The 14,421-nt window shown below is 67.2% G+C and carries 16 protein-coding genes; 7 read left to right on the forward strand and 9 right to left on the reverse strand.

Annotation, left to right across the window (positions count from 1 at the left end):
* Positions 1-251: 251 nt before the first annotated feature.
* The 3 genes from AB0F88_RS25105 to AB0F88_RS25115 all read right to left on the reverse strand — a co-directional run bounded on the left by AB0F88_RS25105 (position 252) and on the right by AB0F88_RS25115 (position 2,718).
* Positions 252-935, reverse strand: coding sequence for a hypothetical protein (locus AB0F88_RS25105; RefSeq protein WP_362688591.1), 684 nt, complete (start codon positions 933-935; stop codon positions 252-254).
* 752 nt (positions 936-1,687) lie between these two features.
* The gene (locus AB0F88_RS25110) at positions 1,688-1,999 is read right to left on the reverse strand and encodes a hypothetical protein (protein WP_362688593.1); all 312 of its coding nucleotides are present in this window, start codon (positions 1,997-1,999) and stop codon (positions 1,688-1,690) included.
* Positions 2,000-2,562: 563 nt separating this feature from the next.
* Entirely contained in the window at positions 2,563-2,718 is a 156-nt protein-coding gene (locus AB0F88_RS25115; RefSeq protein ID WP_362688596.1) for a hypothetical protein, read from the reverse strand.
* 90 nt (positions 2,719-2,808) lie between these two features.
* On the opposite strand from AB0F88_RS25115, the gene AB0F88_RS25120 reads away from it, so the two are divergent.
* Positions 2,809-3,105, forward strand: a complete 297-nt coding sequence (locus AB0F88_RS25120; protein WP_362688599.1) for a hypothetical protein — start codon at positions 2,809-2,811, stop codon at positions 3,103-3,105.
* A 182-nt stretch (positions 3,106-3,287) separates the two neighbouring features.
* Here AB0F88_RS25120 and AB0F88_RS25125 read toward each other — a convergent pair whose 3' ends face one another.
* Positions 3,288-3,836, reverse strand: a complete 549-nt coding sequence (locus tag AB0F88_RS25125; RefSeq protein ID WP_362688602.1) for a hypothetical protein — start codon at positions 3,834-3,836, stop codon at positions 3,288-3,290.
* A gap of 151 nt (positions 3,837-3,987) precedes the next feature.
* Between AB0F88_RS25125 and AB0F88_RS25130 the strand changes: the two genes are divergently transcribed.
* Positions 3,988-4,467, forward strand: a complete 480-nt coding sequence (locus AB0F88_RS25130; protein WP_362688604.1) for a hypothetical protein — start codon at positions 3,988-3,990, stop codon at positions 4,465-4,467.
* A gap of 85 nt (positions 4,468-4,552) precedes the next feature.
* Here AB0F88_RS25130 and mltG read toward each other — a convergent pair whose 3' ends face one another.
* Together mltG and AB0F88_RS25140 are read right to left on the reverse strand one after the other, a co-directional pair.
* Positions 4,553-5,512 carry an endolytic transglycosylase MltG gene (gene mltG / locus AB0F88_RS25135; RefSeq protein ID WP_362688606.1) on the reverse strand — a complete coding sequence of 320 codons (960 nt, stop codon included), beginning with the start codon at positions 5,510-5,512 and terminating at the stop codon, positions 4,553-4,555.
* Positions 5,509-6,021, reverse strand: a complete 513-nt coding sequence (locus AB0F88_RS25140) for a SigE family RNA polymerase sigma factor (protein WP_362688608.1) — start codon at positions 6,019-6,021, stop codon at positions 5,509-5,511. The genes mltG and AB0F88_RS25140 overlap by 4 nt, the downstream gene beginning before the upstream one ends.
* A 251-nt stretch (positions 6,022-6,272) precedes the next feature.
* On the opposite strand from AB0F88_RS25140, the gene AB0F88_RS25145 reads away from it, so the two are divergent.
* The 3 genes from AB0F88_RS25145 (at position 6,273) to AB0F88_RS25155 (ending at position 10,037) form a co-directional block, all read left to right on the forward strand.
* Positions 6,273-7,379, forward strand: a complete 1,107-nt coding sequence (locus AB0F88_RS25145; protein ID WP_362688611.1) for a hypothetical protein — start codon at positions 6,273-6,275, stop codon at positions 7,377-7,379.
* A gap of 33 nt (positions 7,380-7,412) precedes the next feature.
* Positions 7,413-7,937 (forward strand): hypothetical protein, encoded by a 525-nt coding sequence (locus AB0F88_RS25150; RefSeq protein ID WP_362688614.1) that lies wholly within the window; start codon positions 7,413-7,415, stop codon positions 7,935-7,937.
* A gap of 438 nt (positions 7,938-8,375) precedes the next feature.
* Entirely contained in the window at positions 8,376-10,037 is a 1,662-nt protein-coding gene (locus AB0F88_RS25155; RefSeq protein WP_362688617.1) for a cellulose binding domain-containing protein, read from the forward strand.
* Between the two features lie 182 nt (positions 10,038-10,219).
* Here AB0F88_RS25155 and AB0F88_RS25160 read toward each other — a convergent pair whose 3' ends face one another.
* Both AB0F88_RS25160 and AB0F88_RS25165 read right to left on the reverse strand, forming a co-directional pair.
* The gene (locus tag AB0F88_RS25160; RefSeq protein ID WP_362688620.1) at positions 10,220-10,780 is read right to left on the reverse strand and encodes a hypothetical protein; all 561 of its coding nucleotides are present in this window, start codon (positions 10,778-10,780) and stop codon (positions 10,220-10,222) included.
* A gap of 274 nt (positions 10,781-11,054) precedes the next feature.
* Positions 11,055-11,303 (reverse strand): cell division protein SepF, encoded by a 249-nt coding sequence (locus AB0F88_RS25165; protein WP_362688623.1) that lies wholly within the window; start codon positions 11,301-11,303, stop codon positions 11,055-11,057.
* Between the two features lie 151 nt (positions 11,304-11,454).
* Between AB0F88_RS25165 and AB0F88_RS25170 the strand changes: the two genes are divergently transcribed.
* Together AB0F88_RS25170 and AB0F88_RS25175 are read left to right on the forward strand one after the other, a co-directional pair.
* On the forward strand, positions 11,455-12,015 hold the full coding sequence (locus tag AB0F88_RS25170; protein ID WP_362688626.1) for a flavoprotein: 561 nt from the start codon (positions 11,455-11,457) through the stop codon (positions 12,013-12,015).
* Between the two features lie 458 nt (positions 12,016-12,473).
* The gene (locus tag AB0F88_RS25175; protein WP_362688629.1) at positions 12,474-13,148 is read left to right on the forward strand and encodes a hypothetical protein; all 675 of its coding nucleotides are present in this window, start codon (positions 12,474-12,476) and stop codon (positions 13,146-13,148) included.
* 52 nt (positions 13,149-13,200) lie between these two features.
* Here the strand turns inward: AB0F88_RS25175 and AB0F88_RS25180 are convergent, their stop codons facing one another.
* Positions 13,201-14,112: a protein phosphatase 2C domain-containing protein gene (locus AB0F88_RS25180; protein ID WP_362688632.1), complete on the reverse strand. Its 912-nt coding sequence runs from the start codon at positions 14,110-14,112 to the stop codon at positions 13,201-13,203.
* Positions 14,113-14,421: the final 309 nt, after the last annotated feature.

The raw sequence follows: 14,421 nt of genomic DNA on the forward strand, positions 1-14,421 counted from the left end.
CGGTCCCGGACGGCGACGGGACACCGGGCCGGGCACCGCACGCCGGCCCCGCCGCACCAACCGAACGCACCGACCGGGGCTGCCACGCCGCCGCACAAGTGCAGCCCTACGATCGCCACGGCATGGCTGGACGCCGTAGGTGCTTGGGGGCGATCGGTGAGCCAGGGTTCGTTCCTCACCCTGGCTCACCGACTAACGTAGCGAGCCAAGAGACGGCTTGACGCGTCAGAGTCGCGAAGAGTGGTTCGCCTCTATGCCTTGTGGTCGGCTACATATGGCGTCAGCGCAAGCATGCCCGTTCCTCGCACCTGCGTCTTGTGGGTCAAGGTGAGCGGACTGACGCCGTACGCGGCGGCGATCTCAGGGGCTAATTCGAAGGAGACCCATTTCCACTCATCGATCTGTTCGCTGCTTGCGGTTCGCAGGTCTCCGCCGGTCGGTAGCCCTAGTTCCAGGCGGCGTGCCTGCTCCAGGGCCAGCGGATCGCCGAGAGTGAGGAGTTCGTCATCGGGCTCGCCAGTGGCCGCGTACCGGCGCACGACGATGCCGTGCTCGGCTATCAGCCACGCCGAGCCGTCCCCTTGTGCGCCGTAATAGTAGGCCTGGGCTGCCCCGTATCTTGTACTGAGCGCCTTGCACAGTTGAAGCACATCCTCACGGCGCTCGTTGTCGTAAGGATCGCACCACGCGCCGAGAATCAGAGTCCAGCCGTCCACTTCAGGGGTGACAAAGACCCGCAACAGGTGCTCATGATCATCCAATTCGCTGTGTCCATCAGCGTCGATCACTTCTTGCGCCTCGGCGAACGTGATTGGCCTGAGCGGGGACAAGCCCAAGATTTCCATGACACCCGTCTGATCACCGGTCGGGACCGCGATCCAGCAGTTCCAGCACGTCCATACCGACTCCGGCCAGTCCTTTAGCTCTCCTCGCATAGGCCCACTGTGTCAGGGCTGCGAGACAGTTAGGTTGCATCTACGCGTTCCCGCAGGTCATAAGCCCGCTTGGGTTGCAGTTCAGGTTGCAGTTCACCGCTGTACCAGCAGGTGCCAGAAAGACCGGGGCGGGGCGTTGGTCCTGGTAGAACCTCTCTGAACGATGGCCTCCCTAACCGCTCATTCGGTGTGGCTGTACAGCCACAAGTACAGCCAAGAGGGCGAACCATGGCGGAAGCCTGCGGACGTTGGCGGACAACAAACGCCCAGACAGAAGCTGAATCGTCTTCTTCTAATCCGGGGTTCGTCCTTCTCTCTGGTCGAGTGTCCCGGTTGAGGCCACCGAGTCAAGGGCGCCTACGGCGTCGCTACACGATCAACTTCGTTGACCCTTGACACGGCGGCCTCGCCCTGGGGATCGGCAGCTTCGAGGAGGGCGGGGGAGAACCAGGCTGCGGCGCATTACTGCAACGCGTACTGCAACAGCCTCACACAACCGCTCACGATCACGACCGCTCGGCACCATTCCAGAGCAGGACACGAGCCTCTGATCGCGTGTCGGATGGTCCTGATGAGGAAGAGGTCAGCTCATCGACTCTGTGTCCGTTGCGTGTCCGTTAGTAGAGGGATCAAAGGGAACTCACGGGGACTCACCGGCACTCACCCCGCTCCCCCACAGGTCAGCGTTTTACCTGGTCGGCGACCACGGTGCGTAGAGACTTCCCAAGCTGATGGCGCGGGTTTCCACCAAGTCAAGCCGAACTAGGGTGAGTCGCTTCGGTGACGCTTGTGACCCAGGATCGCAACCCATGGAGGATCCCACTCAGGTGGGCGTCATCGGCGAGGCCAGGGGGTGCCCATGGTTCTGTTCTCAGTTCGCTCTCCGCGTCGAGATCGGCCCAGAGCCACTGGAACGAGTCCCTGACGCTCAGCTCATGGGGATCGGCCACATCGAACAGGCCGCGGAGATCTTCGACCAGCTTGGGTAGGGATACCTCGCCTGAGTCGTACAGGTCGAGGCGCGCGGCCATCTGGCCGATGAGGTCACGCTGGTAGTCCTCCACGGCATCACCTTCTTGATCTCTACGTCATTATGCCAACGCTTGGCCCGCGCGGAATATACGCGGAATGATGTTGGTCGCGTTTCCCCAGGTGGCTGCCCTCGATGCCCGGTTCGGCGAAGGCTGCCAACTCCGGAATCAGGTTCACGTCGGAGCGAACCCTGGCGACCTTGCCAGGGCCTGTACCGGCAAGCTGTGCCAAGCGGTGAAGTGGCGAACGGCGGGAGTGTCAATGCCGGTGGTGAGACGCTCTTCGATGCGGTGGCCCGTACCGCCGTGGACTGGGACGGTGTGACCTGCTCGTCCTGCGATCTCTCGAGCCACGTCCTGTTCGATCTGGGGTATTTCAGCTCCCGTGATGCCCTGTTTCGGACGCATGGTCAGACGTTGCGCCTGCCGGTTCGTGCCATCGCGGACCTCGTCATGAGTCGCCGAGCGGCTTGAGCCCTGCCGACACCGACAGGGCCGCAGAAGGGCCCCAGTGCTGCTCAGGGTCCCTTCGTGTCTCCGCTCACGCCGCTCTGACGGTTTCAGAATGAGGTTCAGATCTAGAGGGCAGTGCGACTTCAGAACAGTGTCTGTGACAGATTCACCGTATCGGCATCTGGATCGCTTATAACCGCCCCTGCGGGGCCGCCCGCGTAGACTCGGGTCTTACCATGCGACCAATTCAAAATGGTTTTCTTGTCGATGTCGAACTCTGCGGCAAGTGTCAGCGACATCGGTCGGCTTTTATGTGACGTGTTCCAGTATTCCTCCAGTATTTGGCGCTCGCTTCCCTGCACCGCCGCGCTGCTATACGATCATCCGTCGTGACGGACCTCTTTGACAGTCTTTTGGTGCTGCTCCCGTTGGTGGCTCTTGGGCATGCGGCCTATCGCGCCTTTCTGAACCCGGATGACGCGACCGGGATCTTCCGCAGAGGATTTCTCGCCGGTGGCGTCGTGTTGCTCCTCCTGCCGCTGGTGGGTGTGGTTCAGATCTTCGGCCGCGACTTCTCCGCGGGCCCTGAGACGCTTGACATCGCGGTGAAGGCGGGGTTCGGGATGCTGGTCGCGGCTCTCATCTGTGCAGTCGTCGAGCGTAAACAGAGCCGGCATCAGGGGTGAACGCGAAGCGGTGTGCTACGACAGAAGTACACGAAGGAAGAGCCCGGCAGAAAGGGGGAGCCCCAGGGAGCACAATCATTGCGATGGGCCGTTTTTTCGCAGGTCGGGCAATACTGACATTCGTTTTTGCAGATAGAACGCCAGGAACTCAGGCTTCCCGTGTCCGCTCCGTTCTCTGTTGATCAGTGGTTCGTGAGGGCCGGAACGCCTATTTTCCGGGAACGCTGAACGGCGGCGCCCCGACTGATCAGGATCACCGCGCCGATGAGCAAGGCAACCACTCCCGAAAACTCGGCGAACGCCATCATGACGTATTCGCCGTCCGGATCGCCGACTCCGGCAGGTGAGCTGTTGAGCCATCGTGACGCGGCCATTGCCTGGGACAGGACCAGAGATCCGAACGCGACGGTGATCCCTCCCAGGACGAAGCCCGGAGGCGCCGGCCGGGGCCGTTTGCTGAAAAAGCCGGCCCACAAGACTCCGGCCACCAGTGAGACCGGGACCGTGAGAAACCAGCCGATCTCCAGGCTCATGATCGCATCCAGGCGTAGATGCTCGAATCCCCCGCCCCGGGGAGAGTGCAGGAGCGGGATCATCAAGGTTCCGCTGAGGAGCCCGATCGCGAGGAAACGGGAGAACCACATGATCGGCATGATCTCGGACAGCCTGGGGGGCAGGTCAAGAAGTGGGGAAGGAATGAGCTGCGGCACGAACGGCGTCTGACCAGACATTCGGCCTCGGTGAGGCGCCGTTGATCGTTTCCGGGGTATGCGACCGTGAGCGGCTCTCGGCCGGTGTCCGCGGGATGCGTGCGGGATGGATTTTGAGACGTTCTCCCAGATCGCGCGCGAGAATCTTGCCTGGAGGATCGGGAGGGGAGTCGTGGATCACATGGACTGGGACCGGATACCGGGACCGGCCTGGTACCTCCCGGATGCCGCCCGAGCGGCGATGGAGGCGCTGACCGGGTCCGCAGACGCTCGGCAGGCCGCCCGCGCGCTGGCCGATCTCCGGTACGCGGTCACGAACGACCATGCCGGAACCCTCTACCCGGCTGCCGTTCCCGCGGCGAGCGTGCTTCTGGAAGCGATCGGGGAACGGCCGGGACCACCCCGGCAGGAGGCGTTGAACGCGCTGCTGGACTGGTGGGGATGCTTCTGTCCCGAGCCGGGGTTCGGGATCTACGAGGACCCGTCGGCCGGGTCTGTCGGCCTCATCGAAGGGATCGTGAGGCGCGTCCGTGGCGCCACGGACATGCTCCGCCGTGTCGCTGATGATCCGTCCGGGGGTGGAGGGCATCGGCCCGGTGTGAGGCTGCTGCTGGCCAGGCTCGACGAAGGCTGGAACATGGAGGCCGGCTGACGCGGAGGAACCGGTTCCCTCAGCCGTGTCGAACCGAGAACTGATGAGCCGAGGACTGCGGCGGGCCGCTCCGTCACCCGGTCCGTCACCCGGTCCTGCGGTTCTTCTTGAACTCCTCGACCAGCTTGAGGAACTCGGGTTCGGAGGCGGCGAACTTCGTGATGCCCTTCTCCCGGTCGGTCTTCACGAAGTACAGCCAGGGCCCGGCGGCCGGCTTCAGAGCGGCTTCGATGGCGTCGGCGCCCGGGTTGCAGATGGGACCGGGCGGCAGGCCGAGACGCGCGTAGGTGTTGTACCGCGACCGGCTCCTGAGATCCTCCTTCGAGGCCATGACGCCGGACTTGTTCAGGCCGTACATGATCGTGCTGTCCAGGGACAGCTTCATCTCGGGCGTGTGGTTCAGCCGGTTGTGGATGACCCGCGCGATCCTGGACATGTCGCGCTTGTCGGTCGACTCGGCCTGGACGATGCTGGCGATGGTCAGGATCTCCAGTGGCGTACGGCCGACACGCCCGGCACCGGCCACCAGGTCGCTGTCCTCGGCGGCGCGGTTGAAGCGTGTCACCATCGCGGCGAGGAGTTCGTCGGGGCTCGACGTGGGTGAGACCTCATAGGTTCCGGGGAAGGCGAATCCTTCCGGCGCGCCCTCGGCGTAGGCCGGAAGGCCGAGCGCCTCGCCGTCCTCGGCGGCCCGCCTGAACTCCGCGAGCGGTCTGCCGGTGGCGGTCGACAGCTGCTTCAAGATCTGCGTGAGCCGCTGTCCTTCTCTCACGGTCAGGGTGGTCTGCCCCTGCCCGGTCTCCGCAGGAGTCTCGCCGGAGCCCTGCCCGGTGAAGTCCTTGGGGGCCGCCACCGGAGAGGACAACCCCTGGACCACGAGCGTGGATCCGACCGCCATCACGGTTACGGCCGCCGCCGCCGCCAGGGCGAGGCCGCGCCGGCGGGATCGGTTCCGGTTGGCGGGGAAGAACCGGCCCGGTGGGGGTGGCTGCTCCTCGTGGGCCATGTCGGAAAGGGTCTCGCGCAGCAGATCCTCGATGTTCATCCGAACTCCCTCACGGTGCTCAGTTCAGGGGCGGCCTTCTTCAGACGCTCCAACGACCGGTAGATCTGGCTGCGTACCGACCCCACCCTGACACCGAGCAGCCGCGCGATCTCGGTCTCGGACAGGTCCTCGAAGTAGCGCAGCACGAGCATGGTCCGCTGCCGGGGTGTCAGCCGGGCGAGAGCCGCGCGCATCACCAGGCGAAGATCCACCAACTCGGCGTGCCCGTCGCCGATCTGTTCGGGCAGCCATCCGGTGGACACCTCCGCGACGCGGGAACGGCGCCGCCACCAGCTCACCTGCTCGTGATACATGGCACGGCGGACGTAACCCTCGATGGCCGCCGGGTCGCGCAGGCTGCGCCACTTCACCGCTGTCTTCGCCAACGCCGACTGCATCAGGTCCTCGGCGGCGTGCCGGTCGCCGGTCAGCAAGTACGCGGTACGGAACAGCGCCCCTGATCGATCGACGACGAACTTTTGGAAGTCCGCCTCAAATCCTGGATCCACCTGTCCTCCTCGCGATGTCACCAAGCAAGGACGCGGACAGGGCGCCGGTCTATGCCGGCACGGCCGAACCGATCCGCATCAAGGGCTGCACGCCCTGGTCCGCGCCATCTACCTTCGCCACCTGAGGGCTTCAGCCCGAGCCGATTCCTCAGGGGTCCCGCCTGCCGGATGACGATCGCCGGCGGGATGATCTGTCCCTGTAGGGCATCCTGTTGTGGTGATGCTTTTGCGGTGAGGATCCAGGGGTGGCCATGGCGCCGAAGATTTTCGCGGACGGACGTGACCGCGGCCTGGTCGTGTCCATGGTCGTGCTGTCTCTCGTCATGATGTGGGGCCTGGCCGTGGTGGTGCTCGACGTACTCGCCTCTGCCGAGCTGGGATCGGCGGCCGCACGGCTGCCGGACGCGAGGCCGGACATCGAAGGGGTGGCCGGCTCGGATGGCGGCCTGGCCCAGAAGGTACGGCGGGTCAGGGAGGAGGCCGCGGGGCGGACCACCGCCTTCGCGCTGTTCATCGCGGTGACCGCGGGGACGCTGGGCACGCTGGCCTGGTTCGCCTGGAGGCGCCGGTCGGCCGCCATGTCGTTTTGGGTCGGGGTGGTGACGGCTCCCTACCTGTGCGGGCTCGGCGCGGCGCTGTGGTTCCAGCCGTTGCCCGAGCCGAGGCTCGCCGCCCCCTACGGGGAGGCGCTGCGGGCCGTCCACCCGTACTGGTACGCGCCCGCCCGGACCGTGGTGATCGCGCTCGCGGCGGCTGTCCACATGGGCGTGCTCATCCTGATCGCTCGATGGTCGGTCAGAACGACCGGCAGGCCCGCGTCCGCCCGCCCTCTCGCCGCCGGGTTCATGGCCGTGACGGCGACGTGTGCCCTGGCGGTGGCGGCACTGAACTTCGCGGGCATCGCCCAGGCGAGGAAGGCGGCGCTCGGCGAGGCCGTCGCCGAGGGAGCGGACGCGGCGAGCGGCTTCGTCCACGATCCCGGCACCGCCGACCGCCTGCTCGACCTGTCCGTTCGAGACGCCTGGGTGTACGCGGCGCTGCTGGCCGTGGCCGCGCTGGTGGCCTGCGCGGTCGCCATCGGCGCGGCACGCGGCGGAAACGGGGCGCAGGTGACAGCGGCGACGCTGGCGGGTGTGGCGGTCGTGCCGTATATGACGGTGCTGCTCGCGACCGTGGCGCTGGGGCCGTTCGTCCACGGCAACGGGGAGCCGGTTCATCTGTCGGTGTCCGAAGGCCCCGAATGGTACCGGCCCGTGGTCTGGTCCCTCCTCGCGGCGGCCGCGATCACTTTTGTCGCCGGAACCGCACTCGTGACCCGGCCCTCGAACCGCCCCGCCCCCCGTAGCCCCTCAAGATGATCTTTCAGGGTTTCGCGGCGGTACGGTGTGCCGATGGCGGACATCTACGAATTCGTACTGTCGGTGAACATCCGTGCTGACGTCACCGACGACGAGCTCGCCGAGCTGCGGTGGCATGTGGGGCGGGGGCCACGACCTGAGCGACTGCCGATCGGCACTGACGGATACGGGGAAGCCCATCCACTCGGTGATCCTGACGACCCCGACTGCGAGTGGGAGGACGCGGAGGCGGAGCCCGTGTTCGCGCAGCGCGGCGCCGCCCGGCGAGTGGGGGGCGCGCTCGTCGCCGAGCTGGTCGCGCGAGAGCGACCGGACGGCTGGGCTCTGACGGTACGCCAGGAACTCCATCCTGACGACTTCTACCAGGTCCGGACCCTGCTGGCCTGGCTGGGCCGGTGCTCGGCCGACGCACATGCCGCAGGTGTCGAATCCTTCGTCGGTTACCTGCGCTTCCACGAGAGCACCGAGGTCGCGCCACTCGTTCTCGCGAACGGGCGGATTCGCGTGCCGGAGGACATCGAATCGCACACCCCGCACTGGGAGGACGCCACGGTGTGACCGGCCAGGCCCGTTTCGGTGCCAACAGCGGTCAGAGCCGGTGGGGAAGGCACGGATACGACGACCGGGCCGCAGGTTCCCGATCTGAAATTTTCACGGCTCGGCGAGAGGTTCACGCAGTTCGCCTGCCCGCCGGCCCGCCTCGTGCTTGACCCGCCCGCCGGGGCGGAACCACACTCCGCTGGAGTGTCACCCCTCCGCGCGGCCACCTGAGCGGTCCGCATCGCCGCCGCACTCGCGTGCCGGTTCTTACGGGGAAATGTTAACGCCAACAATTTCGGGAGCCGATAACAGCCGCTCATGTTAGCGATAACACGATCAGGTTCATCTCATGGCGACGCCGGGAGCCGGCGCCGAGTGGGCCAACGGGACTCAGAAGGCGCGGATCAGCACCGACAGGCAAAAGGACGAGACATGACGCAAGATCAGAATGAGCCCGTGAGCGGCGAGCGAAAGCCACTGAGCCGGAGAACCGTCCTGACGACGATGGGGGCCCTGCCGATCCTCACGGCCGCGGGCACGGTCATGGGGGCCTCGGAGGCCGCGGCCGCCACGGCGGTCATCAACCCGTCGGCGCAGCGGCAGACGATCCGAGGCTTCGGCGGCATGGCCTTCGCGTCCTGGATCGGCGACCTGACGGCGGCCCAGCGGGAAACGGCGTTCGGCACCGGCGAGGGCCGGCTCGGGTTCTCCGTGCTGAGGATCCCCGTCCCCGAGAACCAGGCGGACTGGAGCCGTGACGTGGCGACGGCGAGGCGCGCGATCGAGCTCGGGGCGTCCGTCATCGCGTCGCCGTGGAACCCCCCGGCCGGCATGGTCGAGACCTTCACCCGCGGCAGCCAGACCAACGCCAAACGCCTCAGGTCCAACATGTACGCGGCCTACGCCCAGCACCTGAACGACTTCAGCACGCACATGCGGAACAACGGGGTGAACCTGTACGGCATATCGGTGCAGAACGAGCCCGATTACGCGCATGACTGGACGTGGTGGACGCCCGCCGAGATCCTCCGGTTCATGCGGGAGAACGCCGGCTCGATCAACACCAGGGTCATCGCGCCCGAGTCCTTCCAGTACCTGAAGAACATCTCGGACCCGATCCTCAACGACCCCGTGGCGCTCGCCAACATGGACATCCTCGGCGCTCACCTCTACGGCACGCAGTTCTCGAACTTCCCCTACCCCCTCTTCAAGCAGAAGGGCGCGGGCAAGGAACTCTGGATGACCGAGGTCTACCACCCCAACAGCAGCGACTCGGCCGACCTCTGGCCCCAGGCGCTCGACGTGGGGGAGCACATCCACCGCGCCATGGTGGACGCCGAGTTCCAGGCGTACATCTGGTGGTACATCCGGCGCAGCTACGGCCCCATGCGGGAGGACGGCCAGATCAGCAAGCGCGGCGCGATGATGGCGCACTTCGCCAGGTTCGTCCGCCCCGGCTACGTGCGGGTCGACGCGACGGCGAACCCGGCGTCGAACGTCTACGTCTCGGCGTACCGGGGCGGTGACTCCTCGGTCGTCATCGTCGCCGTCAACAAGGGCACCTCCGCGGTGAGCCAGCAGTTCACCGTGTCCAACAGCACCGGATCGGCCGCCGTCTCGTCCTGGCTGACCGACGCGAGCAGGAACGTCGCGCCCCAGGGGGCGACCACCATGTCGAACGGCTCCCTCACCGTCACGCTTCCCGCCCGAAGCGTGATGACCTTCGTGACCAGCCTGGGCCCCGGCCCCACCCCGACCCCGAGCCCCACCCCGACTCCGACGCCCACCCCGACACCCGGCACCGGACCCCGGGTCGCCTACACGGTGAACGCCTGGAACAACGGCTTCACCGCCAACATCAGCATCACCAACACCGGGACCTCGACGATCGACGGCTGGACGCTGGTCTTCACCCTGCCCTCCGGCCAGTCCATCACCTCGGGCTGGAACGCCACCTACACGCCCTCCAGCGGCCAGGTGAGCGCCCGCAACGTCAGCCACAACGGCACGCTCGCCCCCGGGGCGACCATCGACATCGGCTTCCAGGCCAACCACACCGGCAACACCGCCGAACCGGCCGCCTTCACCCTCAACGGCATCGCCTGCACCGTGGTCTGACCGGCGGGTGAAGCAGCCCCCGAAGCCCGACCGGCGAAGGGGACGGGTGCGGCCTCTCCGATGAGGGGAGAGGCCGCACCCGAAAGCGCCGGTTCCTTGCGCGCCGGCGTATCAGGACGTTATGTCACCACCGGATCCGAGACGGGGGCGTGTTTCACGGAGTCCCGTCCGCGGGTCGAACATCAGGAAACGACGTCAACGCCGCTTTGCGCCTCAGGGCGATGAGACACATCGGTGAGGTTACGACGATGGATCTCGATCAGGGTGTAGGCGGCGAAGGCGTAAGCCGGGCCGTAAAAGAAAGGCGGGATGCCGACACCGGTGCCGTTCCGATAGCAGGAGTACCAGCTGGGGAGAGACAGGTAATCGACCGGCGGGCAGTGGGTCAGGTCCGACCAGGGGCCGACGACGTTGGCGGCGAGGTTGACCACCGCGAGAACTCCCAGGACGACCGCCAGGACCAGGGTGGTTCGATCCCGCCACCTTCGCCGGAGCAGGGCCGCCACGGCCACCATGGGTACGGGGAGCGCGAAGGCCAGCACGATGATTTCGGCGTTCCACAGCACCTGCATGACGTCCATGCCGACGGAGCCCAGGTAGCCGATGCCGAGGCCCTGAGACAGAGGGAAGATCCCGATCCCGTCGATGACGTGGAAGTCGTAGTAGAAGAGGCCGGTGCTCGCGATGACCTCGCTGCCGAACCAGGCCGTGACCGAGGGAAAAAGCACGAGCAGCGCAGCCACTGACCACCACCATTGGACTCGCATCCGCCCTGCTTCCCGGCACCGGTACCGAATGAGACGAAAAGCATGGCATGTTGGGCTCATCCCGGTGAGAACGGGCCTTCGACCCGGCCGGGCCGCCACCCGCGAACCGGCGTCCTCGGGTCATGACCGCCACGCGTCGACCACGTCCGCCACCGCCATCTCGCGCATCACGGTCACACCGACGCGACCGGCGTTCCCGGTCGGTCTGTGGGGCGCGGTCGATCCGCCGCACCACCGGCACGTCACCCGCCTACGGCGCCTCTTCGGCGACCGGTACCCGATTGCCCAGCCCGCGGGGCATCAGCAGGAACACCTTGGGCGACAGGCGGTCCATGTCCCCGCCTCTGCCGAACACCAGACCGGCGGCGAAGTCGACGAACTGCTTCGCCTCGTCGTCCGGTAGCGCGGTGAGGTCCATCACCACGGGCACCCCCGTGCGGAAGAAGTGCCCGACGTAGATCGCCTCGTTGTAGTTCTGGGGACGTAGTGTTTTGACCACCGCATAAGTCTCCACCGTCCGTCACGCCCGTCAAGATGTCTTCTGAAGCGTAGGCGGCACCTCACAACCCGCTGATCTCACAGGGTGCAGCCCTGTGGAATCGTGAACCCGCTGACACCTTGAACCCACCCGCGTACCGGGGAGTGATCGCGTGACCGAGTCCGGCCGGCTTCTCCAGGTCATCGTGTGCGCGGCCGATGCCGCCCGGGACGTCGGCCGTCTCGTCACCCTCGCCCAGGACGAGGGCTGGACCGTCCAGGTCGTCGCCACCCCGTCCGCGCTGGACTTCGTCGACGTCCCCGCCCTGGAACGGCAGACCGGATGCCCTGTCCGCAGCCGGTACCGGACACCGGACGAGCCCAAGCCCCCGCGAGCCGACGCGATCATCGTCGCCCCCGCCACGTACAACACCGTCAACAAGTTCGCCCAGGGCATCGCCGACACCTACGCCCTCGGCCTCCTCGCCGAAGCCCCCGGCCTCGGCATCCCCGTGGTCGTCGTGCCCTTCGTCAACGACGCTCTCGCCACCCGCGCGCCGTTCCGCCGGAGCGTCGAAGGACTCAGGGCCGAAGGCGTCCGCGTCCTGACCGGCGCTTCCGAGTCCGACCCGGTCGACACCGGAGACGAAAGCCGGGAGAGCCACCCCTGGGCCCTCGCTCTCACGGAGATCTCGGGAAAACAGGCTCACCGGGCGCGCGCCGATCGGTCATAGCGAGCGGCGAGGAACCGGCGCCATGAGACGCGTCGGTTCTCCGCGATTATCGGTCTGCGCCGGAATCTCATTATGTGTCCGCAGCCGTTGTGTGACGTGAAACAACCATTGATTCTCATGCTCCAGGCCTGTTCCGATGTTCTTCCTCTCTCGGCCGGCGACTCATATGTCATCGGGCTTCCGGGTCTTACAATGACCACCGGAGGGAAGGACGGTGGGGTCTGGAAGGCTCAGGAAGACAGCGGCCCGGTGTGGTGGTCGATCCCGGGCTGCCGCCTGAGGTCGCGGGTCTGCTTCGCGCGAATCCATCCCTGCTCAAACGCATACGGGCCGGTTGGAGGCCGTTGGAGAATCCGCCGAGGAGATCCGCGGTTATCCCGGCCGTCGCCGGTATGTTCGCGGCGGTCGGCTTTCTGGCGGTGCTTTCCTTCGAAAAAGGGGCCGGGCTCGGAATCCTGATGCTCATCATGCTCGCGTACTTCGTTTTCGCGGCGATCAGGGCCGCGAGGGATTCCGAGGAGAGCGGCAGCCCGGAGCAGGAACTGTTCGAGCTCGCGCACCGCTACCGCGATTCCTATCTTCTCCCCGACGACTTCGACGCCGACGCGAGCCGCCTGCTCGGCCGGGCGCGGCTGGCGGTCGACTCCGTCCTGCGGTCGCGCGTCAACGCCGAGGGACTGCTCGACGACGTACGGAACGCCGTCATGCTGCCGCCACAGGAATGGGAGGTCGCGCGCCTGCTGGCCAAGCTGTCCTCCCTTCGTGGAGAACACCGCGATCTCGTGCGGGGCGGGGTCACCCCGGAGGTGGCGGCCGCGATGAAGCCGCTGGAGCGCGTGCTCGCCGGCAGCGAGAGCGCCGTCACCGCGAAGGTCGAGGCGCTCGAGCGTTACGCGGCCCATGTCGCCGACGCCGAACGTGCCTACCGGGCCCGCGGCCAGATCGAGGCGCTGGTGGAGCGGTTGCCCCGCTACGAGGAGCTGCTCGCCGAGTCGGGGGCCGACGGCCTGAGCATGCCCGAGATCGGGCACCTCACCGGCGAGGCCGACGAGCTGGAGCAGGCGTTGCGCGCGAGCATCGGTTCGGCGCACGAGCTGTTCCGCCATCTGGAGGGCCCGGCGCCGTCCGGGTGAGGGGCATCGGATGATCACCTGCCCGGCGGGCCGGGGGCCGGCCGACCGGGGGTCAGTCGAACAGGCAGTAGGCGGCCGTCGCGTCGTCGTGGATTTTCGTCCGGGGCCAGCGGGAGCCCTTGGGGTCGGTGTGCTCCGCCTCGCGGACCCGGCGGATCAGTTCTCCGGGGCCGGAGCGTTCGAGGGTGTCGAGGGCCTCACGCCAGGTGGCCAGCTCGAACTGGTCGACGAGCCGGGAGGCTCCGTCGCTGAGCAGGGCGGCCGCCCGCACCCGGTGGGCGGGGAGCGTGCCGGTGAGCGACTGCTCGGCGGTGAGCGGGTCGACGGCGGCGATCCAGAAACCACCCTCGCGGTTGCGGTGGCCCCGCATGGTCTCCACGTACTCCCGATGCGCGGTGACGCGCTCGGAACTTCCGTAGGCGAGGCCGTCCATGGTCGACCGGTGCGCCCTGCCGATCTGATCCACCCGGTCGTCGCAAACGACCGTCGGCTCCGCCTGGCCGGTCACATCCAGGACGAGGACGGAGTCCGCCAGGACGAGGAAGTCCAGATCGCCCGCTGTACGGCGGACCATGACCACCGTGGCGGACGGCGAGCCGGGATGGGTGAGGTCGCAGACGAAGTCGTGGAGGGAGGCGACGGCCTTTATCCCGTTCGCGAGTATCTCCGTGAGCGTTCCGGTGTCCTGCGTCATGCCCGCGAGGAGGGTCGAGCCCAGAGAGCGGACGTACCAGCCGACGCCGTGGTCGCACCCGGACTCCGCCCCCGCCGGGATGCCCGCGCCGTCGAGGAGGACGAAGGCGTCCGGGGTCGCCCCGAAGAAGTCCTCGTTGCCGTCGTTGCCCGCTGTGTTCCCGGCGTTCCCGGCGTTCCCGGTGTTCTCGGTGTTTCCGGTGTTCTCGGTGTTTCCGGTGTCCGCGTTCTGGCTGCCGGGTGCCGCTTCGGTGGCGAAGGTGATGCGCATCGGTTCGGGACTCCTCGTGCTGGACGGGCCCGCGCTGGACGGGCGTGCACGTTTCCCTCACGAGTTCCCCCGTTGGAACGGCGTACTCTCACGCGTTCCCCACCCGGACATCCCTCGCGGTGTGCCTCCGTGGCGTACCGCCACGACGTCCTCCCACGGCGGGCGCACAGGTCCGGGGCCGGGCACCGCCGGTCCGGAAGCGGGCCACCGGCGTGGGGGCGTCGAGGCGCGAGGACGAGCGGGGCGCGGCGCCCCGGGACGCGAGGCGAGCGGAGCACCGGGGCGACCGTTCAGGACGACCCCTCGGTA

The sequence above is a fragment of the Streptosporangium sp. NPDC023963 genome, assembly GCF_040639135.1.
Taxonomy (GTDB): domain Bacteria; phylum Actinomycetota; class Actinomycetes; order Streptosporangiales; family Streptosporangiaceae; genus Streptosporangium.

Bases quoted from the DNA above. Each gene is read 5' to 3' on its own strand.
- AB0F88_RS25105 (WP_362688591.1), bottom strand. From the start codon at position 935: ATGCGAGGAGAGCTAAAGGACTGGCCGGAGTCGGTATGGACGTGCTGG.
- AB0F88_RS25115 (WP_362688596.1), bottom strand. From the start codon at position 2,718: ATGTCGCTGACACTTGCCGCAGAGTTCGACATCGACAAGAAAACCATT.
- AB0F88_RS25125 (WP_362688602.1), bottom strand. From the start codon at position 3,836: ATGTCTGGTCAGACGCCGTTCGTGCCGCAGCTCATTCCTTCCCCACTT.
- mltG (WP_362688606.1), bottom strand. From the start codon at position 5,512: ATGAACATCGAGGATCTGCTGCGCGAGACCCTTTCCGACATGGCCCAC.
- AB0F88_RS25145 (WP_362688611.1), top strand. From the start codon at position 6,273: ATGGCGCCGAAGATTTTCGCGGACGGACGTGACCGCGGCCTGGTCGTG.
- AB0F88_RS25150 (WP_362688614.1), top strand. From the start codon at position 7,413: ATGGCGGACATCTACGAATTCGTACTGTCGGTGAACATCCGTGCTGAC.
- AB0F88_RS25175 (WP_362688629.1), top strand. From the start codon at position 12,474: ATGCTCATCATGCTCGCGTACTTCGTTTTCGCGGCGATCAGGGCCGCG.
- AB0F88_RS25180 (WP_362688632.1), bottom strand. From the start codon at position 14,112: ATGCGCATCACCTTCGCCACCGAAGCGGCACCCGGCAGCCAGAACGCG.